The organism is Amycolatopsis sp. NPDC031561 (assembly GCF_055580625.1).
In genome coordinates this window covers 1-22,234 of the sequence record NZ_JBVILA010000019.1, presented here as the reverse complement: position 1 = coordinate 22,234, position 22,234 = coordinate 1, and the positions used below count along the sequence as shown (strand labels likewise).

26 protein-coding genes and 3 pseudogenes are annotated in these 22,234 nt (G+C 67.4%); 12 read left to right on the top strand and 17 right to left on the bottom strand.

The window, feature by feature from the left end; translation table 11 throughout:
• Positions 1-35: 35 nt before the first annotated feature.
• The 4 genes and pseudogenes from ACZ5IK_RS30440 to ACZ5IK_RS30425 all read right to left on the bottom strand — a co-directional run.
• Positions 36-479 (bottom strand): hypothetical protein, encoded by a 444-nt coding sequence (locus tag ACZ5IK_RS30440; RefSeq protein ID WP_465490840.1) that lies wholly within the window; start codon positions 477-479, stop codon positions 36-38.
• Positions 480-545: 66 nt separating this feature from the next.
• Positions 546-992, bottom strand: a complete 447-nt coding sequence (locus ACZ5IK_RS30435; protein WP_465490839.1) for an anthrone oxygenase family protein — start codon at positions 990-992, stop codon at positions 546-548.
• Positions 993-1,268: 276 nt separating this feature from the next.
• Positions 1,269-1,459, bottom strand: a pseudogene (locus ACZ5IK_RS30430) (IS256 family transposase); the annotation flags it as partial.
• Positions 1,429-1,599 (bottom strand): annotated as a pseudogene (locus tag ACZ5IK_RS30425) (HAD-IA family hydrolase); the annotation flags it as partial. The pseudogenes ACZ5IK_RS30425 and ACZ5IK_RS30430, both read right to left, overlap by 31 nt.
• Here ACZ5IK_RS30425 and ACZ5IK_RS30420 point away from each other — a divergent pair.
• Positions 1,531-1,677 carry a hypothetical protein gene (locus ACZ5IK_RS30420; RefSeq protein ID WP_465490838.1) on the top strand — a complete coding sequence of 49 codons (147 nt, stop codon included), beginning with the start codon at positions 1,531-1,533 and terminating at the stop codon, positions 1,675-1,677. The pseudogene ACZ5IK_RS30425 and the gene ACZ5IK_RS30420 sit on opposite strands and share 69 nt — an antisense overlap.
• A gap of 239 nt (positions 1,678-1,916) precedes the next feature.
• Complete coding sequence (locus ACZ5IK_RS30415; protein ID WP_465490837.1) at positions 1,917-2,987, top strand: ankyrin repeat domain-containing protein; 1,071 nt, start codon at positions 1,917-1,919, stop codon at positions 2,985-2,987.
• A 246-nt stretch (positions 2,988-3,233) separates the two neighbouring features.
• Here the strand turns inward: ACZ5IK_RS30415 and ACZ5IK_RS30410 are convergent, their stop codons facing one another.
• Positions 3,234-6,506 (bottom strand): BTAD domain-containing putative transcriptional regulator, encoded by a 3,273-nt coding sequence (locus tag ACZ5IK_RS30410; RefSeq protein ID WP_465490836.1) that lies wholly within the window; start codon positions 6,504-6,506, stop codon positions 3,234-3,236.
• 187 nt (positions 6,507-6,693) lie between these two features.
• On the opposite strand from ACZ5IK_RS30410, the gene ACZ5IK_RS30405 reads away from it, so the two are divergent.
• From ACZ5IK_RS30405 to ACZ5IK_RS30390, 4 genes are read left to right on the top strand one after another with little or no spacing between them, the layout of a single operon-like run.
• Positions 6,694-7,971 carry a YhgE/Pip domain-containing protein gene (locus ACZ5IK_RS30405; protein WP_465490835.1) on the top strand — a complete coding sequence of 426 codons (1,278 nt, stop codon included), beginning with the start codon at positions 6,694-6,696 and terminating at the stop codon, positions 7,969-7,971.
• Entirely contained in the window at positions 7,968-8,387 is a 420-nt protein-coding gene (locus ACZ5IK_RS30400; RefSeq protein WP_465490834.1) for a LiaF domain-containing protein, read from the top strand. The genes ACZ5IK_RS30405 and ACZ5IK_RS30400 overlap by 4 nt, the downstream gene beginning before the upstream one ends.
• Positions 8,388-8,404: 17 nt before the next feature.
• On the top strand, positions 8,405-9,268 hold the full coding sequence (locus ACZ5IK_RS30395; RefSeq protein ID WP_465490833.1) for an alpha/beta hydrolase: 864 nt from the start codon (positions 8,405-8,407) through the stop codon (positions 9,266-9,268).
• Between the two features lie 51 nt (positions 9,269-9,319).
• A complete protein-coding gene (locus tag ACZ5IK_RS30390; RefSeq protein WP_465490832.1) occupies positions 9,320-10,042 on the top strand; it encodes an alpha/beta fold hydrolase in 723 nt (240 codons plus the stop codon).
• A 412-nt stretch (positions 10,043-10,454) separates the two neighbouring features.
• On the opposite strand, the gene ACZ5IK_RS30385 is transcribed toward ACZ5IK_RS30390, so the two are convergent.
• Together ACZ5IK_RS30385 and ACZ5IK_RS30380 are read right to left on the bottom strand one after the other, a co-directional pair.
• A complete protein-coding gene (locus ACZ5IK_RS30385) occupies positions 10,455-10,934 on the bottom strand; it encodes a hemerythrin domain-containing protein (RefSeq protein WP_465490831.1) in 480 nt (159 codons plus the stop codon).
• 34 nt (positions 10,935-10,968) lie between these two features.
• On the bottom strand, positions 10,969-12,159 hold the full coding sequence (locus tag ACZ5IK_RS30380) for a zinc-dependent alcohol dehydrogenase (protein WP_465490830.1): 1,191 nt from the start codon (positions 12,157-12,159) through the stop codon (positions 10,969-10,971).
• Positions 12,160-12,314: 155 nt separating this feature from the next.
• On the opposite strand from ACZ5IK_RS30380, the gene ACZ5IK_RS30375 reads away from it, so the two are divergent.
• Positions 12,315-12,782: an SRPBCC family protein gene (locus ACZ5IK_RS30375; protein ID WP_465490829.1), complete on the top strand. Its 468-nt coding sequence runs from the start codon at positions 12,315-12,317 to the stop codon at positions 12,780-12,782.
• 120 nt (positions 12,783-12,902) lie between these two features.
• Here the strand turns inward: ACZ5IK_RS30375 and ACZ5IK_RS30370 are convergent.
• The 3 genes and pseudogenes from ACZ5IK_RS30370 to ACZ5IK_RS30360 form a co-directional block, all read right to left on the bottom strand.
• Positions 12,903-14,444, bottom strand: a pseudogene (locus tag ACZ5IK_RS30370) (peroxidase family protein); the annotation flags it as partial.
• A 155-nt stretch (positions 14,445-14,599) separates the two neighbouring features.
• A complete protein-coding gene (gene surE / locus ACZ5IK_RS30365) occupies positions 14,600-15,340 on the bottom strand; it encodes a 5'/3'-nucleotidase SurE (RefSeq protein WP_465490828.1) in 741 nt (246 codons plus the stop codon).
• Positions 15,340-16,263: a 1-phosphofructokinase family hexose kinase gene (locus tag ACZ5IK_RS30360; protein WP_465490827.1), complete on the bottom strand. Its 924-nt coding sequence runs from the start codon at positions 16,261-16,263 to the stop codon at positions 15,340-15,342. The genes surE and ACZ5IK_RS30360 overlap by 1 nt, the downstream gene beginning before the upstream one ends.
• Positions 16,264-16,351: 88 nt before the next feature.
• Here ACZ5IK_RS30360 and ACZ5IK_RS30355 point away from each other — a divergent pair, with 88 nt between their 5' ends.
• Together ACZ5IK_RS30355 and ACZ5IK_RS30350 are read left to right on the top strand one after the other, a co-directional pair.
• Positions 16,352-16,879 carry an endonuclease gene (locus ACZ5IK_RS30355; RefSeq protein ID WP_465490826.1) on the top strand — a complete coding sequence of 176 codons (528 nt, stop codon included), beginning with the start codon at positions 16,352-16,354 and terminating at the stop codon, positions 16,877-16,879.
• Positions 16,880-16,902: 23 nt separating this feature from the next.
• Positions 16,903-17,145 carry a hypothetical protein gene (locus ACZ5IK_RS30350; RefSeq protein WP_465490825.1) on the top strand — a complete coding sequence of 81 codons (243 nt, stop codon included), beginning with the start codon at positions 16,903-16,905 and terminating at the stop codon, positions 17,143-17,145.
• 83 nt (positions 17,146-17,228) lie between these two features.
• Here ACZ5IK_RS30350 and ACZ5IK_RS30345 read toward each other — a convergent pair whose 3' ends face one another.
• The 3 genes from ACZ5IK_RS30345 to ACZ5IK_RS30335 form a co-directional block, all read right to left on the bottom strand.
• Positions 17,229-17,438 carry a hypervirulence associated TUDOR domain-containing protein gene (locus ACZ5IK_RS30345; RefSeq protein ID WP_465491011.1) on the bottom strand — a complete coding sequence of 70 codons (210 nt, stop codon included), beginning with the start codon at positions 17,436-17,438 and terminating at the stop codon, positions 17,229-17,231.
• Positions 17,439-17,600: 162 nt separating this feature from the next.
• Positions 17,601-17,783 (bottom strand): hypothetical protein, encoded by a 183-nt coding sequence (locus tag ACZ5IK_RS30340; protein WP_465490824.1) that lies wholly within the window; start codon positions 17,781-17,783, stop codon positions 17,601-17,603.
• 90 nt (positions 17,784-17,873) lie between these two features.
• The gene (locus tag ACZ5IK_RS30335; RefSeq protein ID WP_465490823.1) at positions 17,874-18,311 is read right to left on the bottom strand and encodes an SRPBCC family protein; all 438 of its coding nucleotides are present in this window, start codon (positions 18,309-18,311) and stop codon (positions 17,874-17,876) included.
• Between the two features lie 74 nt (positions 18,312-18,385).
• Here ACZ5IK_RS30335 and ACZ5IK_RS30330 point away from each other — a divergent pair, with 74 nt between their 5' ends.
• Positions 18,386-18,535: a hypothetical protein gene (locus ACZ5IK_RS30330; RefSeq protein WP_465490822.1), complete on the top strand. Its 150-nt coding sequence runs from the start codon at positions 18,386-18,388 to the stop codon at positions 18,533-18,535.
• A 133-nt stretch (positions 18,536-18,668) separates the two neighbouring features.
• Here ACZ5IK_RS30330 and ACZ5IK_RS30325 read toward each other — a convergent pair whose 3' ends face one another.
• From ACZ5IK_RS30325 to ACZ5IK_RS30310, 4 genes are all read right to left on the bottom strand, one after another.
• A complete protein-coding gene (locus tag ACZ5IK_RS30325; protein WP_465490821.1) occupies positions 18,669-19,364 on the bottom strand; it encodes a DivIVA domain-containing protein in 696 nt (231 codons plus the stop codon).
• A gap of 48 nt (positions 19,365-19,412) precedes the next feature.
• Complete coding sequence (locus ACZ5IK_RS30320; protein WP_465490820.1) at positions 19,413-19,655, bottom strand: STAS domain-containing protein; 243 nt, start codon at positions 19,653-19,655, stop codon at positions 19,413-19,415.
• A 62-nt stretch (positions 19,656-19,717) separates the two neighbouring features.
• The gene (locus tag ACZ5IK_RS30315) at positions 19,718-20,002 is read right to left on the bottom strand and encodes a hypothetical protein (RefSeq protein ID WP_465490819.1); all 285 of its coding nucleotides are present in this window, start codon (positions 20,000-20,002) and stop codon (positions 19,718-19,720) included.
• Between the two features lie 34 nt (positions 20,003-20,036).
• Positions 20,037-20,528: a hypothetical protein gene (locus ACZ5IK_RS30310; RefSeq protein WP_465490818.1), complete on the bottom strand. Its 492-nt coding sequence runs from the start codon at positions 20,526-20,528 to the stop codon at positions 20,037-20,039.
• A gap of 444 nt (positions 20,529-20,972) precedes the next feature.
• On the opposite strand from ACZ5IK_RS30310, the gene ACZ5IK_RS30305 reads away from it, so the two are divergent.
• Together ACZ5IK_RS30305 and ACZ5IK_RS30300 are read left to right on the top strand one after the other, a co-directional pair.
• Positions 20,973-21,440, top strand: a complete 468-nt coding sequence (locus tag ACZ5IK_RS30305) for an SRPBCC family protein (RefSeq protein ID WP_465490817.1) — start codon at positions 20,973-20,975, stop codon at positions 21,438-21,440.
• A gap of 161 nt (positions 21,441-21,601) precedes the next feature.
• Positions 21,602-21,823 (top strand): DUF6480 family protein, encoded by a 222-nt coding sequence (locus ACZ5IK_RS30300; RefSeq protein WP_410663502.1) that lies wholly within the window; start codon positions 21,602-21,604, stop codon positions 21,821-21,823.
• Positions 21,824-22,234 lie beyond the last annotated feature (411 nt).

The following is a 22,234-nucleotide window of genomic DNA, read 5'->3' as shown; positions in this document are numbered from 1 at the left end:
GAGCGGCGATGTGGCACTCAGATACGAATCGCTTCTCAGCCGGGTGGCCAGCGTTGAGCGGCGAGGTCGGTCAGCGGGGCATTGACGAGCTGCCGACGACGAGCCGGCGTGAGCCGTTGGTATGCCGGAAGTATGTCGGTCTCGATCCACTTCCAGCGGTCCGAGGACACCGTGATGTCGCCGCATGGCACGACTTCCCGGCGGACTTGCCAACGCTGCGGGCATCGGCCATGGCCTTCATGCGACCACCTGATCGCCCTCCTGCGGATTTCACCGCCGTCGAAAACCCGGAAGGAGGAACGATGACCATCCACACACCCTCGCGAACTCCCGCGATCGCAGCCGGACGCCCGATCGTCGTAGCGGGCGTACGAAGGGCACCTGGTAATCGCCGCGACCACAGCGAAACCGGGTTTGACGGCCTTCGCCGCGCTCGCCGCACCGAATTCGGTGACCGACGATTTCACCGCCCTGGTCATGCCATCTCTGTTCGAGCAGGTACCGCAGGCCAAGCCGGCATAAGGACATCGCCGGTCGATCTGAGCTCAGGCAAGAGCGGCGACCAGCAGGGCGAAGGCGGCGATGATGACGGCGACGCGGATGTAGTGGAAGCGATCCCAGCGGTTCATCTGCTGTTTCCAGTCGGCGGGCCGGTTCTCGGCGGTCCACGTCTTGCCCCGGTTGTTGATCGGGACGAGCAGCAGGAGCGACATGACCACGCTGACGAGCAGCAGCGCGCCGGCGGTGACGACGAGTCCGGCGCCGGGGTGCTGCCATCCGGCGATCGCCCAGACCGCGACGAGGATGAGCGAACCGATGTACCAGACCGGCATGACGGCTCCGAGCATCCGGCCCCCGTGGGCACGGCCGCGCACCAAGCTGTCGTCGGGGAGGGCGTTGAGGATCGGGTTGATGACGAACGCGACGGAAAACTCCACGCCCACCATCAGGCCGACGATCACGGTGGTGACGATCTCGAGTGTCGTGAGCATGTCTGTTCTCTCCAGAAATCTAGCGTTGCTAGGTCGAGAGGTGACGCTAGCACTAGCGTCGCTAGATTGTCTAGCAGTGCTAGGTCTTCGTTGTCGCGTCTCCTGTTCGTCCGCAGTGGTTCAGCTGGGCCGGCGGGCGCGGACGATTCCGTCGTCGTCCGGTCGCACGGGCGCCGTCGAACGCTTCGGCCAACGCGTGCTCCAGGATCGCCCGGCCGGTGAAGTCAGGCGACATCGTGCGCAGCACTGCCGGCACATCGGTGGGCAGGTCCGGCCACGCTTCTGCCGCTTCGCGACGATCTTGGGCTCGAAGCTGTTGTCCATAGCCGAGGATCGGTGATCTCGCCCTCGAGCGCGGACTCCAGCAGCCGCTTGGTCCGATGCTGCAGCACCCCGCCCTCACCGGTCAGCTTCGGCCCACCGGCCTCGGCGCTGCTCAGCAGCTGCGCGACGAGCTGCTCGCCCAAAAAGAGCTGTGGACGTCCATGTCGAGCGCCGTGGTGGCGTTGGGGATGGCGAGCACGGTCATACCGGCGGCATGTGCCGAGCGAATGCCGGAGCCGGAATCCTCGACCGCGAGGCACCGTTGCGGGGCCTCGCCGAGGCGGCGCGCCGCGAGGAGGTACGGGTCCGGTGCGGGTTTGCCCCGCGCGACGTCGTCACCGAACTCGGGCGCTGGTCCTGACCGGGGCCTCGATCACCCCGAAGGCAGCGTCGGATCGTAGGATCTTCGCGGTCGCCCAGGAACCGAGTCCGAGGAAGAACCATGTCCGATGACGTCACCGTCGGTCTCATCGGGTCGTGGGTCGAAGCCTTGGTTGATGTTCGAGGGCGCCGACGAGGATCGCTGGGCCGTGAAACCGGAGAACTTCCGGGAGACGCGCGAACAGCTGCGTCCGAAGTCCGGCTGAAAGGACGAGCACGATGGCGCGAAAGCGGAAGACCCTTCCCGAAGACTTCGAGGAGATGCTGACCTCGGCCTCGGTGGAGGAACTCAAAGCCGTCTTCGACAAATGCGAGATCGACGCGCGGGGAGGCTATGCCAAAGGCACCGCCATCGGTTTCCCGGAGTGCCCGGACGAGCTCGTCGTCTGGTTGATCGGGCAGGGGCTCGCCGTCGACTCCCCGGACAGCTACGGCAGGACCCCGCTTCATGCGCGAGCTTCACGCGCCACTCCGAAACCGGTCGCGCAGATCCCCTTGTTGCTCTCGCTCGGCGCGGACATCGAGGCGGCCGACAAAACCGGGCGAACGCCGCTCCAGGCCGCGGTGGAAAGGCTGCGGGTCGAGGCGACGCGAGTGCTGATCGAGCACGGGGCCTCGACCGAGGTTCTCGACAGGCGCGGCACCGCGTTGATGACGCGCGGCCTGATCGGTACGCGAAACGCCGACCTCCCCGAGTGCGTCGAGATCATGAAGCTGCTCCTCGAACACGGAGCGAGCATCACGGCCGAGATGAGCAAGCACGTCGAACGGATCGGCCGTGGTTTCGAGTTCCACCGGGAGAACTTCAACCCCGACTTCCTCGAAGAGACCGACGCCGCGCTCGGGGAGCTGTACCGGATCTTCGGGGTCGAGGCGGTCGCCCGGCGGTCGACGCACGACGGGTCGGCGCCGATCGTCGTACCCGACGGATCCTGGCAGGAGCGCCACAAAGCGCTCTGGGAGCTTCTCGTGCCCTCGAGCGGCGCGGGCGCGACAGTGCAGTGTGAGGCCATCCGTGTCACCGGCCGGATCGCCGACGAGATGTTCCGGAACGGCGGGGCGAACTGGGACCGCGCTTACCGTGCGATGGCCGATGCGTTCCCGGGTTTCCTGACCCGGGGCGAGCCCCTTGGCGACGAAGAACTCCATGAGGCCAAGGAGATCGTCAAGCAGATCAGGTCAGGCCGCGGCGAGGAAGACCACCTCGATCGCTTGAGTGAACTCGCCGTCGTCTGGGTCACGAAGAATCCGGCCCCCATCGCCTTGGGAACGGTGGGCTACACACGCTGAAGCCGGCCCTGTCAGGGCGACGTTCGGCGCTGCTCCGCGAGCCACGTGTGGCAGCCGCCCGCGGGTGGGGCGTCGGCACAAGATGGAGCGGCACCGCCGGATCCCGCTCGGGCCGGGCGAAAGCGGCTTTCCGCTCACCGACAGCCCTGAGGTCGCTCCGGGCGGGAAGTGATGCCTTCCGCCGACTCGGCGCCGCGGACGCTAAGCCATAGCCGAGTGTCGCGTCCTGTCGGGCCGTATCAGGTTCTACTTGATAGCTCGGCTCGCGTCGAGATAATCGGTGAGTTCGGCGAGTACCTGCCGGGCTGGGACGAATACGCAGGCTCCTGGTCCGAGGATCTCGTCGGCTGACGGCAGCAGCGCTTGGTAGGCCATCTCGGCGATGTGCTTGTCGTCGGTGCGGATCGCGGTCAAGCCGACGAGCGCGATGTCGAGTTCGTAGGTGGCGTCCGGAAACGGGGGAAGGGCCGCCGGAAGTATTTCGCGTGCACGGTCGAGGTCGCCTGCCAAGGCGAGGGTGAGCGCGAAGAGTTGGGGTGAGGCGGGCCAGGCCGGATACCGGTCCGCGTAGTCGGGCAGGAGTTCTGCTGCGCGGCCGGTGCGGTAGGCCCGGCACCAGCGCACCGTCATGAGCAGGAGGTCGGCTCGCTGGACCCCGGCGGCTTCCAGAGCCTGTGCACCGGCCTGATAAGCCTTCGTCACGTCCTCGTCGGGAGCGTTGGCCAGGTCGAGCAGCATGGCACGGTGCCACTGCACTCTGGCGGCGCTCGCGGGATGAGGGAATCGGCGAAGTTGTCTGTCTAATTTGGACAGAGCGCGCTCTGCTTCGGCCAGGTCGCCGCGTTGCTCGGCGGCGTAGAGCTGCCACAGCAGGCCCAGGCGTTCGGACACCACGAGTTCGTGTTCTTGGGCCAGTGCGACCAGTTCGGCCGCCAGCCGGGTTCGCCGGGCCAGACCGCCCGGAGTGGCGTAAGCCTGGGTATGAGCGGCGATCAGCACTTCCGCCCTGGTACTGACGGAGAGGTCGATCCGCTGGGCGATCGCCTCGGCTTGCGCGGCGGCCGCGCGGCCCCGGTCGCGTTCGCGGTCGTCGGGGTGGCCGTAGAGCTCGATGGCGAGCTTGGTCAGCAACAGGGCGCGAAGCTCGCTGTCCTCGTCGGTCAGCCGGTTCAGGTTCTCTGCCAGCAGGTCCACCACGCGCTGCAGGTGACCGGCTTGTTCGGGGGCCACCCGTCGTTCAGCGAGCACCGGGTTGCCAGGGTCCAGGGAAATGACGACCTGTGCGGTCAAGGCGGGGTCGGCAAGCTCGGCCAGCGGCGCGAGCGACTCGGCGCGCAGGGCACGCATGGCGGGCTTGTCACTGAGGAAAGCGTGCGCCTGGAGCAATTCGCCGACGATGGTCAGCCGGTCGCGGGGTGTGCCGCCGAAGCGGTCGGCGACGGTCAGCGCGGCGGTGCGCAGCCGTACCGCTTCGTGGTAGGCGAATCGGGCTGTCGCCTGGTCCGCGGCCATGCGGGTATAGCGGATCGCGGACGCCGCCGTCCGCGCGCTCGGTGCTTGCAGGTGGTGTCTGGCGAGCGCTTGGACGTTGTGCGGCTGGAGCCGTTCGAGGGTGGCCGCGGCCTTGCGATGCCACAGTGTCCGACGTGGCGTGGAGATCTCGGCGTAGACGGCTTCGTGCATCAGGGCATGGGTGAACCGCAGGGTGCCTTCGGTGGTTCCGTCGTCGAGGATTCCTGTCGCCAGCCCGGTTTCAGCGCGTTCGAGGACCGCGTCGTAGTCCGGCTCCGGTCCGTGGTCGTCGTCCATCGCCGCCAGGAGGTCGAGGTCGAACTCGTCACCGAGCACCGCGGCTTTGCGCAGCAGGACGCGCACGTCTTCCGGTAGCCCGGCGAGTCGCTGAACGAGTACGTCACGTATCCCGGCGGGGATGCTGCGCAGGGCCGCTTCCGGCCCGTGTGCGGCGACGTGCCTGGCCAGTTCGCGCGCCAGGAAAGGATTACCCGAGGTGCGGCGGGCGATTTGACCGGCGAGCACATCGTCCACCTGGTGGGTACCGGCGGCTCGCATCAGGGAGCCGATGGCTCGTGCGTCCAGCCCGTCGAGCTGGATCCGTTCGGGGAGGTGCCCGGCCAGGTCGGCGAGGCTGCCGGCCAGCAGCGGGTGGTGCGGGGCGGGGCGGAAGGTGCCGAGCAGCAGCACCGGGTGGTCGGTGAGCAGGCGGGCGACCTCGACCAGTGGCGTGAGGGTGTCAGCGTCCGCGAGATGCAGGTCCTCGAGCACGATCAGCAGTGGCCGGTCGTCTGCCACCGCCGCCAGATAGGTGGCGAGCAGGCGGCAGAACCGGAACCTGTTCGCGGTCGCGGTGTCCACGCTCGTCGTCCCGGCAGGGTGGGAGGCCGCGGTGAACAACTCCACCAGTTCCAGGGCGGGCTCGCGATCGACGGTGAGCAGGTCGACGATTTCCAGCCACGGCCAGCCGCCGGGCGCACCGGCGACCTCGGGGCACCGGGCGGTCGCCGTCGACCAGTCTTCGGCGCGCAGCCGGGCGAGCAGGTGCCGGGCCAGTGCGGTCTTGCCGATGCCCGCGGGTCCTTCCAGCAGTGCCACCTGCCCGGCGCCTGCCTTGGCGGCCGATGCCAGCCGGGTCAAGATGTCCACTTCGGACATTCGCCCGATGAGCGGTTCGCCGGTGGTGATATCCCGTGCCGCGATCGGCGCGCTCACAGGTGAGGACGACGTGAGAACGGGTGCTTGGGTGCGGACTTCGGCTTCCAGCGTGCGCAGTGGCAGACCGGGGTCGACGCCGAGTTCCTCCCGCAGGGTGTCTCGCGCCTCGCGTAGCGCGGCCAGCGCTTCGCCTTGGCGGCCCGCGCGGTAAAGGGCCAGCGCGAGCAAACGATGGCCTTCTTCGCGCAGCGGGTGTTCGTCGACCAGGACCCGCAGAGCCGGCAGGGCCTCGGCGGCCCGGTCGAGGCCGAGCAGGGCGTTGGCGAGGCCTTCCTGCGCGGTGACACGCAGTTCGGTGAGACGGGTGATCTCCACGCGTGCCCACTCGGCGTCGGCGAACTCGGAGTAGGGGCCGCCCCGCCACAGTCGTAGGCCCTGCTGGAAACGAGGCAGCGCCTCAACTGCCCGGTCGCGGGCGAGCAAGTCCTTGGCCTCGTCGGTGAAAGCCTCGAATTGCCACGAGTCGGCGGCGTTGGCCTCGGCGCGCACCGCGTAGCCGGGTGCCACGGTGACCAGCACCCGGGCCGGTGTACGTCGCTGCCGGTCCGGTTCGAGTACCTGTCTGAGATGGAACACGATGGTGCGGACGGTCGCGACCGCCTGTCGGGGAGGATCGTCACCCCAGATGTCGGTGATCAGCCGGTCGATGGCGACCACCTGACCCCGCGCGACCAGCAGGCGGGCGAGGATCTCGCGGTGGCGGGCGCCGCCGAGGTGGGCCGGGCCGGACTCGCCCGAGCCGTGGGGGAAGCGGGCCTCCAGCGGGCCCAGCACCAGGAAGTTGACCATGACGAGCGGAGCATACGGTCGGAGATCGGCCGACCGGATAAACGCTCGATAAACAACGGCGAACGGCACACGCCGATTTCACCTTTCGTAGCTGCTTCGTCGCCGAAGGTGATGAATTCGTTCTTTATCGGTCTCCGTGAGAGTTCGGGCCACGACAGCCCGCCCCTCACGACGAAGGAAGACCGACATGCGCGCAATCTCACTTCTGCGCAGCCCCAAGATCTGGGTGTTCACCCTGCTCGGCGCCGTGCTGGCCCTCGTGCTGACGGTGGGCTACCTCGGTGGAACGCTGGATACCGGCACCCCCGGTCAACGCGTGCCCATCGCCTGGGTGAACGCGGATCTCGGTGCCGGTGGCCACGACCTGGGCGCCACGCTCACCGAGCAGGTCCGCACCGGGCAGGCCGCAGGTGCCGCGCACTGGATCCCCGCCGAGAACGAGGACGCGGCCCGCCGACTGCTCACCGAGGGATCGGCTTACGCGGCAGTCCTCGTCCCAGCCGACTTCTCCGCCCGGATCACCGCGTTGAGCGATCCCCGCGCCGCGCCGTCCCCGGTGCGGGTGACCGTGCTGACCAATCCGATCGCCGGTCCGGCGGCCAGTGGTACCGCGACCGGCACCGCGCAAGCCGTCCTCGCGGCGATGTCACAGACCCTCGGCGGGCAACTGATCACCCGGATCCCCGGCGACGCGGGGGTTTCCGGGGCCGCGCGACTGCTGCTCGCGGACCCCGTCAAGGTCACCCTGGCCCCGGTCGGACCGGTTCCTCCGCACAGCGCGGGCGGGATGGCGGCCTTCTACTACACCCTGGTCCTGATCCTGACCGGATTCCTGCTGGCCCAGGTACTGCACTCCGCCGTCGACGGCGTGCTGGGATTCGCGCCGAGGGAGTTTCTGCACAAACGGGCCACCCACCCGCCGTTCCCCATCAACCGGGTGCAGACGCTGCTGGCCAAGGCGGCACTCATGGTCGGCTGTTCGATCGTGGCCGCCACCGTGATCGAGGCCGTCGCCGTACTCGCCCTCGGTATGCCGGCCGAGCATCCCGTCGGCCTGTGGCTGTTCTCGATCCTCGCGGTCGCCACCGCCGGTGTGCTGCCGCTGGTGCTGCTCGCCGTGTTCGGTTCGCCGGGCGCCTTGCTGGCCACGGTGATCCTGGTGGTGCTCGGAGTGCCGTCCTCCGGTGGCGCCTTTCCACCCGAGTTGCAGCCGACCCTCTTCCGCTGGCTGGGTGAGGTGCTGCCGATGCGCCACACCACCGACGCCGCCCGCGACCTGATCTTCCCCGTCACCGCCGGCCTGACCGGCAGCGTCCTGGTGGTCGCGGCCTGGCTGGCGGCCAGTCTCGCGGTCGGCCTCGCCATCACCGCCTTCTACGACCGCACCGGTCGCCACCGGACCAGCGTCCAGGAACGCACCCGTCCCGTCTCCGTCCCGACACCCGAAAGGCAGCACCAGCCATGACCACACCGCTCAATCTCGACAGCACCTGGGGCGCGATCACCAAGACCGGCCCGTGGCAGGTCCCGCCCGTCATCAACGCCACCTCCACGATGGGGTCGATCACCCTCGACTTCACCACCGCGACCTGCCCGCACGACGAGGTCGAAGTGCACGTCAACTGTCAGGCCGGCCGGATCACCCTGGTGGTGCCGGACGAATGGACGGTGCTCACCTCCGAGGTTTCCGCGAGTGGTTCGGGCATCCGGACCACCCTCGGCCGCCACCCACAGCCCGGTACGCCTCGGCTGCGGATCACCGGCCAGGTCACCTGGGGCCGGCTGGAAATCACCGACCTCGCCGGCTACCGGTCTCCCCGCGACGAGCGCGCCGAACGCCACCGGGCTCGCGCCGCGCGCCACGAACGTCACCACCACTGAACGAGGAAGAGGACACGATGAGCACGACCCACCGCAGACTTCTGCTGAAGGCCGGTCTCCTGGCCACCGCCGTAACGGTGGCGCTGAGCGGAACCACCAGCGCCGGCGCCGATTCCGCCACGGGCGGGGCGGGCGCGGCATCCAAGGCGGTCAAACCCGCGATCCTGTTGGTGCACGGCGCCTTCGCCGACGCCTCCAGCTGGAACGGGGTGTCGACCCGGCTGCGCCAAGACGGCTACGAGGTGACCATGGCCGCGGTCGGCCTGCGCGGCCTCACCGACGACGTCGCCTACGTCCACGGCGTGCTGGAATCCATGCCCCGCAAGACGGTCGTCGTCGGCCACTCCTACGGCGGCGCGGTCATCTCCGGCGCGGCGGCCGACTCCACCAAGGCCGCAGCGCTGGTCTACGTCGCCGCGTTCGCCCCCGACGCCGGTGAAACCGTCCAGGCACTGGATCAGCGCTTCGGCGGGCCGACCGGACAGATCACCACCGCCAGGCCGTACCCGCTGCCCACCGGACTGCCCAGCTCGCCGGGAGGGATCCCGCCGGTCGAGCTGACCATCGACCCGGCCAAGTTCCGCCACTACTTCGCACAGGACGTGCCGGAGCACCAGGCCGCGAACATGGCCGACGGGCAGCGCCCACTGGCCCTGGCCGCGCTGCTGCAGCCCGCCGGCCCGCCGGCGTGGAAGTCGCTGCCCAGCTGGTACCTGCTCACCCGCGAAGACCGCATCATCCCGCCGGCTGGCCAGCGCCGGATGGCCGAGCGTATGCACGCCCGAATCATCGAGCGCTGGGCGAGCCACGCCGTCACCGTCTCCCAGCCGGGTGCGACCGCCGAGGTCGTCGAAGCCGCCGCGCGCCAGGTCCACCCCTGACCCGAGAACCACCCCGAACCGATATCCATCAGCGAAAGAGGTACCACCGCCATGAGCAAACCCACCATCGTTCTGGTCCACGGCGCGTTCGCCGACGCAACCGGAAGCTGGGACGGCGTCGCCCGGATCCTGCTCGACCGTGGCCACCGGGTCACCACCGTCGCCAACCCCTTGCGCGGCCTCCACCACGACGCGGACTACGTGCGCACCATGCTCGCCGCCACCCCCGGCCCGGTCGTGCTGGTCGGCCATTCCTACGGCGGCGCGGTGATCACCCAGGCGGCCACCGAGGCCAAGAACGTCACCGCGCTGGTCTACGTGGCCGCCTTCGCCCCGGACCAGGACGAGTCCGCAGGCGAGCTCGACCAGCGTTTCGGTGGCGCGGCCCAGCAAATCACCACCGCACGGCCGCTGCCGGGAGCCGATCAGTCCGACCCCGAAGGCCCGCCGCAGGTCGAGCTGAGCATCGACCCCGCCCGTTTCCACGAGGTCTTCGCCCCCGACACCACAGCGGCGAACGCCGCCGTCATGGCCGCGGCTCAGCGTCCGCTCGCGCTGGCCGCGATGCTCGAACCGGCCGGCGTGCCGGCCTGGAAACGACACCCCGGCTACTACGCGATCGCCACCGAGGATCAGATGATTCCCGTTGCCGGACAACGGTTCATGGCCGAGCGGATGAACGCGACCGTCGTCGAGGTTCCCACCGGTCACGTGGCCATGCTCGGCGCACCCGAAGCCATCGCGGATCTCATCACCACGGCGACCGAGCACTGACACCATCCAGCACGACCGAGCCCGCCGACCCGGTATCCATCGGGACGGCGGGCTTCGCGCTATCGACGTCACTGCAATCCTGGGGCCGGCTGGGGAAACTGGCTCAGTTCTCTGGCGGACTGATCGTCGTCCTCGACCTGGTCGGCAGTGCTCGAATCAGGGAACGAATGGAAACCCTCAATGGACGCCGAGCGGTGTATTCCATGACCCGAGCGGAGGCCGGCAGGATTCCGTTCGGACGAGCAGACCGTCGTTTGTGAGGACCCGTGGATCGTCGGCGTGTTTCCGCCGGCTGCAGCTCGAGCCCGCCGAGGCGGCAACCCTGGCCGCCAGACACGACGGCGTGTGAGGTGGTCCGTCGGTCCGGAGGCTGGGGGCAACGCCAGGGCGCTTTCCTTGTGCTGTCGCGTTTCTAGGCGGTCGAGCTTTGCACCTGAAGTGGATCGCGAGGCGCGGTCGGCTTCGCGTCGAGCATCCGCTGCCCGAGCTCCTGGAGCCTCTTGCGTCCCATCGCCTCACGTACGTCGGGGAACCACTCCTCTTCTTCCTCCTCGACGTGGTGCCGCACATTCTCGATGAGTACGGTGACCTTCGCGTCGAACCGCTCGTCTTCGGGATCCATTTCCTTCAGCTCGCTCAGCATCCACACCACCACGTGGTGCTCTTCCACGCTTTCGAGCACGTGATCCTTGGTATCCGGCGCCGCCTCCCGGGCGGCCGGGTAGAAGATCTCCTCCTCGATGTAGGCGTGCACCGTGAGTTCCTCGATGATCGAGTCAACGATCTTCCGTTTGGTGACGTTCGCGTTCGGACCCGCTTTTTCGAACTCCTTGAAGAGTCTTTCGACGGTTTTGTGGTCATCTTTCAGCAGGACGATGGCATCGGTCGACATGGTGTTCTCCTTGGTCCGGCGGGAATCGGATGGGTCAAGCCGCGGGCTGGAGCAGGATCTTCTGGGCACCGTCGAGCTTCTTCTGGAAGATCTCGTACGCCCGGGGTGCGTCGGCGAGCGGAAGCTTGTGGGTGGCGAACCCTTCGACGCCGAGCGGGTCGTCGTCGGCGGTGAGGACCGGCATGATGTCGTCGATCCATCGACGGACGTTGGCCTGCCCCATCCGCAGCTGGATCTGCTTGTCGAACAAATCCATCATCGGGATCGGGTCGACCATCCCGCCGTACACTCCGGACAGCGAGATCGTGCCGCCGCGGCGGACGCTGTCGATCGCGGCGTACAGCACACTGAGCCGGTCGATGCCCGCCTTCTCCGTGATCTTGGCGCCCAGCTGCTGCGGCAACAACCCGACCAGGTTCTGCGCCAGCCTGCCGACCGGCGCACCGTGCGCCTCCATGCCCACCGCGTCGATCACCGAGTCGGCCCCGCGGCCGCCGGTGAGCTGCCTAATGGCGTCGCCGATGTCCTTGTGGTCCCGGGTGTCGAGCGCGGTGACACCATGTTCCCGGGCACGCGCCAGCCGCTCGGGTACCAGGTCGACACCGATGACCTCGGCCGCACCGTGGTGGCGGGCGATCCGGCAAGCCATCTGCCCGATCGGGCCCAGGCCGAACACCACGACAGTGCCGTCGTCCGGGATGTTCGCGTAATCGACGGCCTGCCAAGCCGTCGGGACGACATCGGACAGATAGACGAACCGCTCGTCCGGCGGACCGTCCGGAACCTTGATCGGCCCGTACTGCGCCTGCGGGACCCGCAGGTATTCGGCCTGCCCACCGGGCACCTGCCCGTAGAGCTTGGTGTAGCCCAGCAAAGCCGCGCCCTTGCCCTGATCGGTCACCTGGGTGGTCTCGCACTGCGATTGCAGGCCACGAGTGCACATGTAGCAATGGCCGCAGGAGATATTGAACGGTATGACCACCCGGTCACCCGGTTTGAGCCCGCTCACCTCGGACCCGACTTCTTCGACCACACCCATCGGCTCGTGGCCCAAGATGTCCCCCTCGGTCATGAAAGCACCGAGCACCTCGTACAGGTGCAGGTCGGAACCGCAAATACCAGTGGAGGTGATCCGCACGACCGCGTCGGTGGGAACCTCGATCTTCGGGTCCGGCACCGTGTCGACGCGCACGTCGCGCTTGCCGTGCCAGGTGACTGCCTTCATGGTGCTCCTTCTTTTCCGCGTGCGGTCTGTGAACGCCTACGGTTTCCCATCCCTGCCGACAGCAAACCCCACAAGACGATCATGGTTCGTTTCGATCGCGAGCCGCCGGGTATCCAGCGGGCGGACAGCAAAGTGACCCGCCCAGGAGGCCCTTGATGAGCACGATCACCAAGTCCGTCGACGTCGAGGCTCCGGTCAGCGACGTCTACAACCAGTGGACTCAGTTCGCCGAGTTCCCGCGGTTCATGGAAGGCGTGGAGCGAGTCGAGCAGCGCGACAACACGCACACGCACTGGACCATCACCGTCGCCGGCGTCTCGAAGGAGTTCGACGCCACCATCACCGAGCAGCACCCGGACGAACGGGTCGCGTGGAAGTCCGACGGGGGCCCGAACCACGCAGGTGTCGTCACCGTGCACCGCATCGACCAGCACAACACCCGGGTCACCGTCCAGATGGACATCGACCCCGAGGGCTTCGTCGAAAACGTCGCCGACAAGCTCGGCATCCTCGACCGCCGCGTCCAGGCCGACCTCGACCGATTCAAGACCTTCCTCGAGAACCGCGACGGCGCCGAGACGGGCGCCTGGCGCGGCGACGTACCTCGTCCCGGGCAGTCCTGACCCCTTAGGACCACCTCACCCAAAGCAGGGTCGTTGCCCGACGACAGGGTGAGGTCGGCGGCCGGTTCTCCCGACCCGGGCCGTTTGCACAGATGTGGCCGGTTCCGTGCCCAGGAACCGGCCACATCGCTGCCACGCCCGACGGTCGGCCGCCCGAGGGCGCGTTGCTGAGATCGACGACGCAGAAGCGGTTGCCGTCCGGATCGGCGAGAACGACGAAGTCCGGCTCGGTGCCCGCGTCGCGCGCCGCCTTCTCGACGGCGGCCGAACCGGCCAGCACGATGAGGTCGGCCAGCGAGATCTTCGCGCCGCCGGCGTGGTTGAACTCGCGCTGGATGCCTTCCAGGGTCTCCAGGACACCCGCGAGCCGCTTCGGCTCGTTGACCTCCCAGTCGCGCTGGGGTTCCAGGCGGATCCGCGCGCCGTTCGCGCCACCGCGCTTGTCGGTGGACCGGAAACTCGCCGCGGACGCCCACGCGGTGCCGACCAGCTGGGCGACCGAAAGTCCGGATTCGAGCACCTTCGCCTTGAGCGCGGCGATGTCGGCCTCACCCACGAGCTCGTGTTCGCTGTCCGGCACCGGGTCCTGCCACAGCTGCGGCTCGGGCACCCACGGCCCCAGGAAGCGGCTGACCGGGCCCATGTCGCGGTGCAGCAGCTTGTACCAGGCCTTGGCGAACGCCAGTGCGAACTCGTCCGGGTTCTCCAGGAAACGGCGCGAAATCTTCTCGTACGTCGGGTCGACGCGCAGCGCCAGGTCCGTCGTGAGCATGGTCGGCTTGTGCTTCTCGGCCGGGTCGTGAGCGTCCGGGATGATCGCCTCGGCGTCCTTGGCGACATACTGCTTGGCGCCGCCAGGGCTCTCGGTGAGCTCCCACTCGTAGCCGAAGAGGATCTCGAAGAAGCGGTTGCTCCACTGCGTCGGCACATCGGTCCACGTCACCTCGAGGCCGCTGGTGATCGCGTCACCGCCCTTGCCGCTGCCGTGGCTGCTCAGCCAGCCGAGGCCCTGTGCCTCGATCGGGGCGGCTTCCGGCTCCGGGCCCACGTGGTCGTCGGCGATGCCGGCACCGTGGGTCTTGCCGAAGGTGTGGCCGCCGGCGATGAGCGCGACGGTCTCCTCGTCGTTCATCGCCATCCGGGCGAAGGTTTCCCGGATGAAGTGGGCCGCCGCGGCCGGATCCGCGTTGCCGCGCGAGCCCTCGGGATTGACGTAGATGAGGCCCATTTCGGTCGCGCCGACGTCGGGCACCATCTCGGAATCACTGGCGTAGCTCGTCACCCAGCCAGGTGTCTTCCGGACCCCAGAAGATCTCCTCGGGTTCCCAGGTGATCCTCACGGCCGAAACCGAAGCCGAACGTCTTGAAGCCCATCGACTCCAAGGCGACATTGCCCGCGAGCACGAGCGAGTCGGCCCACGAGACCTGCTGGCCGTACTTTTCCTTGACCGGCCACAGAAGACGGCGCGCCTTGTCGAGGTTGGCGTTGTCGGGCCAGCTGTTGAGCGGGGCGAATCGCTGCCCGCCGTAGTGACCGAAGTCCGCGGGCCACCAGTCCTGCGACGTGGTGAGCACCCCGGTGATGTCACGTTTGAGGGCCTCGACGTCGAGCTTGGCGAACTCCTTGGCGTAGCTGAAGTTCTCCCCCAGCGGGTTGGCCTGCGGCGCTTGAAGCGCGGGACTCCCGGCTGCAGTCCGGGATGATCACCGCTGGCCTGTGGGCACGGTTGGTTGAACCCAGCGGGTTGCCGTCAACGATACGACGTTCGCAGGAATCACGCACGGCCGGACAGCCGAAGCCGCGGCGCGTCGCGCGGTCACAGGTCCAGGTCGGGGTCTTCGGTGACCGAACGCAGCGCGGTCACGGTCGGGTGCCCCTCAGCCAGCAGACGAGCGTCGCTTCCCGGCGGTAATTCGCCCTCCACGGTCACGGTGGTGAGAGTGAATGTGCTGTCCTCGTCGTTCTGGACATGGCTGCGCACGGAGCCGAACTCGGCCAGCACCGCGCGCTTCGGCGGGCCCGCCTCGGCGCGGTCGGGGACGTTGAGATTCAGGACCGTCCCTTCCGGCAGGTCCGCGAGCTGATCGAACAGCGTCGCGGCGACGGCGACCGCGGTGTCCCAGTGCGACCGCGGGGCAGGATCCAGACCTACGTCAAGGGAGACCGCGAGGCTCCGCGCGCCGTTGATCGCCGCGGTGAGTGCCGCGCCGACGGTGCCGGAGTGCAGGATCGCGCGGCCCACGTTCGCTCCGCGGTTCACCCCGGACAGCACGATGTCCGGCGGTTCACCGAATGCTCCCTGAGCGGCCGCCAACGCGATCAGGCCGGGATGCGCGGCGACGGCGTAGGCCTGCACGCCGGGGACGTCGGGCAACTCCCGCCGCTCGACCGTGACGCGGCCTTCCTCACCGGCGCCGGACAATCCCGCGCTCGTGCCACTGGCTTCCTCGGCAGGCGCGGCGATGACCACGGTCCAGCCGTGTTCCACGGCGCCGCGCGCGAGCGCGGCCAGCCCCGGCGCGTCGATGCCGTCGTCATTGGTGATCAGCGCACGCATCAGGATGCCTCCCACGGCTTCAAACGCACTCGTCCGGCGAGTTCCCGCACCGCCTCGTCGCTCCCCGAGCCGAGACCGTGCCTCGTCACGTTCACCGCTCCCGCGGCGGCCCCCAGTATGAGCGACTCCTCCAGCGACTTGCCCTGTGCCAGACCGGTCGCGAGTCCGGCGGTCATCGAGTCGCCGCCGCCGCGAGTGTCCACCGGCGTCAGGTCGGGCGACTCCACCAGGACCAGCTTTCCCTCGATGAGGGCGAGCGTTTCCTCGGCCGCGCGGGACACGACGACCGCGCGCGCACCGCACGAAGCCAGCTCACGACATCCCGCCGCGAGATCGGGCAACGAGTCCGAATCGGCGAGACCGTCGGTGACCATCTCCTCGTGGCTGACCTTGATCACCGCAGGCCCGCCCTCGATCGCCCGGGCCAGCCGCTCCCCCGACAGATCCACGACCACCTCAGTGCCCTGGGTGCCGAGATCGCGGGCGAGCCGTTCGTACATCGAATGAGGCACCGGCATGTCGTCCTCGTCCGGGCCGCTGAGGATGGCGACCTCCGCACGTAGCCCCTGCACCAGGGTCAGCTCGTAGAGATCGTCCAGTTCATGCCGCGACAACACGTCGGCGGGCATCCGCACCACCTCGTCGCGGTGACCGTCCCGCCGATCGTGCACGTAGGCGCCGTTGCGCGCGGCGACCTCCCTGACCTCGACGTCGACTCCGAGCAAATGCCGCAGCACCCGCCCGGTCTCACCGCCGAGCGCGCAGCACAACATCGCCCGTGCACCCAGAGCGTCGATCATGCGCGATTGCCACACCCCCTGCCCGCCGGCGTGCACATGAACGTCGGGCACTCCCTCGATCTCTTCCACCGTCACCGTCAACTGCGGAGACGGCGCGAACACCGCCACTCGACCATCAGCCATATCCGCCAATTACCCACTTTGTCCGATTTCACCCAAGTCGTGTAACCGAATCCCTTGGCGGGTACCCCGTGCGACTACTCGGCTGCTCGTGCTTTCCACGCTGCTGTCGACCCGGATCAAGTCCGACATCGCGGTCGACGCCGCGAAAGAGCTGTCCAAGGCGAAAATGACCACACCCCGCGTCATGGCGGACACCCGCTGGCAAGACCGCGTGGACGCACTGGGCAGGGCTCACTACAAACGCTACGACGAGCAGACCGCGACAGCGCTCGCCGAAAGCGCGGAGGCCTTGCTGGACCAGTACTCCGGTGACCTCCGAAAGCTCCGTGATGAAGCGGACCGCGATCGGGCCGAGATCACCAAACGGCTTCGGAAGTTCTCCAGAGTCGGACCGGTCGGCGCGGACATCTTCTGTCGTGAGGCACAGCTCGTGTGGCCGGAACTTCGGCCTTACCTCGACAAGAAGGCTCTCGACGGCGCGAAACGACTCGGCCTTCCGGCGGACGCGGACGCCCTGGCCCGGCTCACCGACGCGAAGGATCTGGCTCCGCTCGCGGCAAACCTCGTCCGGGTCGCGCTCGACAACGATCTGGCGGACGAGATCACCGGCGACTGATGTGACAACCGGAGGTGTTTCCCGTGAATGAACGGACGGCGGAAACGATCTTCAGCGCCACGGGGACGCTCGACATCATCAGGAATTTCGCCGGCGTTCTCGGCTTGGCGGCCTTCGGAGTGCTTTCTGCAGCAACGACTTTGGCCGGTGACGCGGTGAACTTCGGCTGGGCCGACAACGTGCTCCACGGCCTGGCCTCGCTCGGCATCGCCATGGCGTCCGCCCGCCGCGTGAACCCGGCGGAGCAGGCGGGAAGTCGGGCCTAGCCCTGGCTCTTTCGCCGGGTGTTCCAGCCAAACCCGGCTACCTCGCGCCCTCACCGAACCCGCAGCTCCCTGCAAGAGTGAGACTAGAGCTTCTCCAGTGCCTCGGGCTTGTGCGCAGCCTCGCCGCCGCTCTTGTCGCTGCGCACAAGATACTGAGGCTCGTCACGAGACGCTCGGACGGTGCGACCGGCTGCTTCGGTGTCCGAGGTGATCTCCTTGAGCACCTCGCCCACGGCTTCCCCACCGTGGCTGTTCCAGCGAACCCTGTCTCCCTTGTGAAAACGTTTCGTCATTTCTTCTCCTCCCCTGAACCACGAGCCGCCCAGAACGAAATAGCCGGGAACACGATGACGGATCAGCGCCACCAGGCCCACCAGTAGGACCAGTGCTGTGCCGACAGCCGTGAAGGCGGATACCGCGCTGGCCGGACGACCGGCCATGAAACCTCCTCTTCGTCACGAACCGAATTTCGCGAGCGCGGTCGCCGCCGATCCGGGATCCGTACTGATCTCCCGCCAAGGATCGTCCTTTCGAGACAGGCGCCGCCGGATCTTCGCCGGGTTCCAGCCGTCCGGGGAAGCTTTGCCGAGCTTCGCGCCACTCGATCGGGGTGGCTTCGCCCGCAACGAGTACGGCACGACGAACGTCCGGGGTCCGGGTGGTCACGCTTCGCGCGGTACTCGTTCAGCCGGTCTTCGCCATCGTCCACCTCCGTCCGGGCTCCGCCGTCAGTTCCCCGCCCAGCCGCCTTGCTGCTCGGCGGCGTCGACATCGGCCTCGGCGGTCGCGGTGTGCGCCAGCGCGGCCACGGTCTCCTCCAGCCCGCGCTGGACCTCCGCGTCGTCGGCGTCGCGGACGCTGTGCAAGATCACGGTGAGGCGGGAGGCGGCCGGACCGTCGTCGGCGATCGACAATTCGCCCTGGTAGTCGTGCGGCCCTTGGGCTCCCCAACGCAAGGAGTGGTTGTCCTCGTCGACCTTCAGCCACGCCTCGCCTTCCACGTGTTCACCGTGGACATCGGCCTCGACGTGGACGGCGTCACCGCCCTCCGGTTCGGCCTGGGTCATCTGCGGGAAGTAGCGCGGCAGGTTCCGCGGCTCGCGCAGGAAGGCGAACAGTTCGGCGGCGGGCATCTCGATCGTGGCAGTGTGGCGGTAGTCGGTCATATCTCCGCGTACCCCGCGCCCCTCCCTCGAAACGCTTGATCAAGAACCATCATCGCTTCGACCACGATACGATGATGCCCCGACAACAACTCCACCTTCTCGGCGAACGGCACCGGTCGCCGTTCTTCGGCCGTTTCCAGCGGACCCGCGGCGAGCAGGAGTCCGTCCCGTCCGTCCTCACCGTGAGCGGGCATGATCGAGTCCGGCTGCTTCCGCATCGTTGACATCGATTATGACGACCGCTTACCCCGTTCCATGACCTCGCACATGTGATCCCGGCGAGCGAGGCTCGAGAAGGCCGGACCACCGAGATCGTTCTGGACCGGCTCGCCCGCCTTGTCGCGACAGATTCCGAAATCAACCGCCGTCGGCCGAGCCGGTCGGCGAAGTCGCGGGATCCTTCCCGGCCTGGCCTTCGGGTTTGGCCTCGCCGTCGAAACGGTTGCACACTTCATCGATGGAGTGGGCGATTTGGCCGAGTTCGGCCAGCACCGCCCGATGGACCGTTCGGATGGCGTCGGCTTCTTCTTCCGCACGGGAGACGATGAGCCGTGCCTCGTGATGCGCGCCGCGTTCGATCTCCTCGCGGGCACTCTCGGCGTCTGCGGCCGATTTCTCGGCGGCCGCCAGCAGCGCCTCGCTTTCCTTACGGGCCTGTTCCTTGATCTCACCGGCTTCGGTTTTGGCCACCGCGAGGATCTTCTCGATCCGCCTCCCCAACCCGCTGGCCTGATCCGGTCCGGCGGTTCGAGGCGCTGGAACCTGGGCTTTGGCGAGCCTGCGCTCAGCAGTCCTCCGGGCTTTCTCCTGCCGATCCACGCGTTTCTCCGCCATCCGCACATATTCGTCGACCTGGCGGCGGTCGTATCCACGCAAGACGATCGGGAATCGGACGTCGGACTCCGTCGTTTCCTCGGTTTCGGACACCGTGCTTTCCATGCGCCCAGTGTCGGACAAGACCCGAGGACCGGCAATCCGAAACGTGATTTTCGTACCGTCGAAGGCACTTTCGGGCGTATTCGCCTTGAAGGCAGCGTTTGATTCTCGCGGCACTTCAACGACTATTCCGTGAGCATTTCCTCCTTGACCGGAAGGTCAGGCTCACAATGGCCATGCGAACGGCAGGAAATCGCCGGTCGCGGGCACGTCGAGCGCGGCGCGCCGGTCCGGATAGACATCCAGGACCGCCGCCATACCGGTCGCTGTCAACGCGCGTTGCACGATGGCGTGCGATCCCAAAGCGATCCGAAGCGTGACCCGATCCGCGTCGGCCAGATCGACGCCGGAATGCAGGACTTGAACACCAGCGAAATTCAGAAAGGCGACCTCGGCAAGGTCCAGCACGATTACGTCATCCGCACGTTTTTCGCTTGAACACGCAGAGTTCTCGAATGATCGCGAGTCCGTCAGGCCAGCCAGAATCGCATTTCGTCTTCGGTCAGGCGACGGACGGTGGTGATCACACTGTCGTCGGCGCTGAGCGCCCATCGCCAGGACAAAGGAGTGACCTGCAGCGAAAGCAAATGCCGCCGATCCTTGACCCACAGCCAGCCATGTTGACACCGCGCCAAATAGAGCGGCGACCGTGACTCAGGGCTCGATTCAATCAGAACACGCACCGACCCGGCCGGCTCGTAATCGCCGGTGGCCCATACCTCGGCAACACGGTCACATACGACACCGTTCGCCATCCGGCATCCTTTCCGTACGGGTGGCCGGGCACCGTCACCGGGTGCCGACGACTCGTGGCTGGTCATGGGGCAATTCGACGTGTGCCTTCTGCTGATCGAGTTGTTCGGCGCCATTGGCCGCGTCGACACGTTCCTTGGCGGCGAAGTCGTCGCCGTTCGCCACGACGGTGCCTGCCAGATCGAGCAGTTGGCCGGGTTTGACGTCCACGGGCGAATCACCGGAGGGCAGCAGCTTCACCCACACCCGGTCGGTGGTGTTGTCCCCTGCCCAGAATCCTTCCGGACCCGGCACCGACTGGACCGGTACGGCGTTGCCGGAAATGGGCTTGCCGACGAACGAGGTGAGATCTCCTTGCGGGAGAGGGAACACATCGCGACCGTCGGCGGTGAGCCGACCGGCTCCTTCGGAAGCGGCCGGTGTCGATTTGGCCGGCGGCATGACACCGTTGGTGTTCTGGTCGTTGCTTGCCGTCTGGTTGCTCCCGCATTGAGTCAGGCCCAAGATGAGGGCCGCGACGATGACCAAGGCCAGTAGCGCCAACCAGATCCAGCCGCGACTCTTCCCTGATCGAGTACCGGTTACCTCGGTCGCCCCTCCGGCTCGAAGCTTTCCTCGCCCCTGTGTCGCCCCAGGCTGTCCAAGCGAACCGGTTTCGGATGCTGAGTGTTGTTCTCCTGGTCGTGTCACGGAAGCCTGCTTTCCTCGGGAACGAATGTAAATCGGTATACCCGTCGAGCTGCCGTGACCCCATGGATTCCTGTCCGACGTACCCGAGAGTGCGAACGCGTCTTTGGCGAAACCCTGGAGACAAGCCCTGGCGCCGTCACGAACAGGTGAGGACGGCCGATGTCGTCCGTCAAGTGTTCCGATCAAGGCTAGGCAGAGCGGGTCTTGTGGGTCGTTTCAAGAGGGGAAGGCGGGGTATCCGGACGACGGACGCGCAGTAGACCCGCACGAGGGAGGCAAGGGATGAGCACGATCACCAAATCCGTCGACGTCGAGGCCCCGGTCAGCGACGTCTACAACCAATGGACCCAGTTCGCCGACTTCCCCCGGTTCATGGAAGGAGTCGAGCGGATAGACCAGCTCGACGAGACCCACACCCACTGGAAGGTGAAGATCGGCGGGGTCACCCGGGAGTTCGACGCCACCATCACCGAACAGCACCCGGACGAACGCGTCGCCTGGACTTCCGACACCGGGCCCACCCACGCCGGAGTCGTCACGGTGCACCGGCTCGACGAGCACCACACCCGCGTGACGGCGCAGATGGACATCGACCCCGAGGGCTTCGTGGAAAACGTCGCCGACAAGCTCGGCATCCTCGATCGTCGAGTCCAGGGTGATTTGGACCGGTTCAAGACGTTCCTCGAGAACCGCGACGGTGCCGAGACCGGTGCTTGGCGCGGTGACGTCCCCCGGTCGCCGCAATCCTGAACCCCGGACAGCCTCACCACCACAGGGTCGTTGCCCGACGACAAAGGTGAGGTCGGCGGCCGGTCCTTCCGGCCCAGGCCGTCTGCACAGATGTGGCCGGTCGCTCTTAGGAGGGGCCGGCCCCATTGCCACCACCATGCTCGATCAGGCAAGGGGAAGACATGACCGCACCTGGCCCTGAACCCCAAGACGTCCCTGGCCTCGAACCGGGTGGCTCCGTGCCACCGGGAGACGTCCCGCCCGACGCCGGGCAGACCTCCGGCCTGTCGCACCCCCAGCCGATACCCTCGCGTGGCCCGGGAATCGTCGCGCTCGTGGTGATCGGCGTCCTGGTCCTGGGCGTTGCCGGGTTCTTTGTGTTGCGCGCCCTGGACCTGCTCTGACCCTGACACGCTATTTACAGGTCCGCGCGCTTGGCACGCAACAAGGTCACTATTCGCGCCCCGACGCGTGGCCGACCGATTCGCCGCCGCCGGAATGCTGACCGACGTCCTTCGATTCACTCTCGTGAGTGGTAAGGACGGTTCTATTATAACCCAATGCCACGTAGCTTAAGTTGATCTTGGGCAGATCTTGATCACCGCTGGTGATGATTGTCGCAGGTCACATGCTTGGTTGCCCTGACTGATGGGAGCCGACCAGTGCCAGGCGTCCACTGTGGACACCTGGCACTGACCGGATGTCCGATTTGCGACCGAATGGGCAATTCCACCAAGGGGTCGTGGGGGGGGGAGAGGGGTGTCGAGCCCCTTTCCCCCCCCGCCCCCCTCTTCCGAACCCCCCAAAAAACCCAA

Coding starts and splice junctions, on each gene's coding strand:
- ACZ5IK_RS30440 (WP_465490840.1), bottom strand. CDS start 479: ATGACCAGGGCGGTGAAATCGTCGGTCACCGAATTCGGTGCGGCGAGC.
- ACZ5IK_RS30435 (WP_465490839.1), bottom strand. CDS start 992: ATGCTCACGACACTCGAGATCGTCACCACCGTGATCGTCGGCCTGATG.
- ACZ5IK_RS30420 (WP_465490838.1), top strand. CDS start 1,531: ATGTGCCGAGCGAATGCCGGAGCCGGAATCCTCGACCGCGAGGCACCG.
- ACZ5IK_RS30415 (WP_465490837.1), top strand. CDS start 1,917: ATGGCGCGAAAGCGGAAGACCCTTCCCGAAGACTTCGAGGAGATGCTG.
- ACZ5IK_RS30410 (WP_465490836.1), bottom strand. CDS start 6,506: ATGGTCAACTTCCTGGTGCTGGGCCCGCTGGAGGCCCGCTTCCCCCAC.
- ACZ5IK_RS30405 (WP_465490835.1), top strand. CDS start 6,694: ATGCGCGCAATCTCACTTCTGCGCAGCCCCAAGATCTGGGTGTTCACC.
- ACZ5IK_RS30400 (WP_465490834.1), top strand. CDS start 7,968: ATGACCACACCGCTCAATCTCGACAGCACCTGGGGCGCGATCACCAAG.
- ACZ5IK_RS30395 (WP_465490833.1), top strand. CDS start 8,405: ATGAGCACGACCCACCGCAGACTTCTGCTGAAGGCCGGTCTCCTGGCC.
- ACZ5IK_RS30390 (WP_465490832.1), top strand. CDS start 9,320: ATGAGCAAACCCACCATCGTTCTGGTCCACGGCGCGTTCGCCGACGCA.
- ACZ5IK_RS30385 (WP_465490831.1), bottom strand. CDS start 10,934: ATGTCGACCGATGCCATCGTCCTGCTGAAAGATGACCACAAAACCGTC.
- ACZ5IK_RS30380 (WP_465490830.1), bottom strand. CDS start 12,159: ATGAAGGCAGTCACCTGGCACGGCAAGCGCGACGTGCGCGTCGACACG.
- ACZ5IK_RS30375 (WP_465490829.1), top strand. CDS start 12,315: ATGAGCACGATCACCAAGTCCGTCGACGTCGAGGCTCCGGTCAGCGAC.
- surE (WP_465490828.1), bottom strand. CDS start 15,340: ATGCGTGCGCTGATCACCAATGACGACGGCATCGACGCGCCGGGGCTG.
- ACZ5IK_RS30360 (WP_465490827.1), bottom strand. CDS start 16,263: ATGGCTGATGGTCGAGTGGCGGTGTTCGCGCCGTCTCCGCAGTTGACG.
- ACZ5IK_RS30345 (WP_465491011.1), bottom strand. CDS start 17,438: ATGACGAAACGTTTTCACAAGGGAGACAGGGTTCGCTGGAACAGCCAC.
- ACZ5IK_RS30335 (WP_465490823.1), bottom strand. CDS start 18,311: ATGACCGACTACCGCCACACTGCCACGATCGAGATGCCCGCCGCCGAA.
- ACZ5IK_RS30330 (WP_465490822.1), top strand. CDS start 18,386: ATGCCCCGACAACAACTCCACCTTCTCGGCGAACGGCACCGGTCGCCG.
- ACZ5IK_RS30315 (WP_465490819.1), bottom strand. CDS start 20,002: ATGGCGAACGGTGTCGTATGTGACCGTGTTGCCGAGGTATGGGCCACC.
- ACZ5IK_RS30305 (WP_465490817.1), top strand. CDS start 20,973: ATGAGCACGATCACCAAATCCGTCGACGTCGAGGCCCCGGTCAGCGAC.
- ACZ5IK_RS30300 (WP_410663502.1), top strand. CDS start 21,602: ATGACCGCACCTGGCCCTGAACCCCAAGACGTCCCTGGCCTCGAACCG.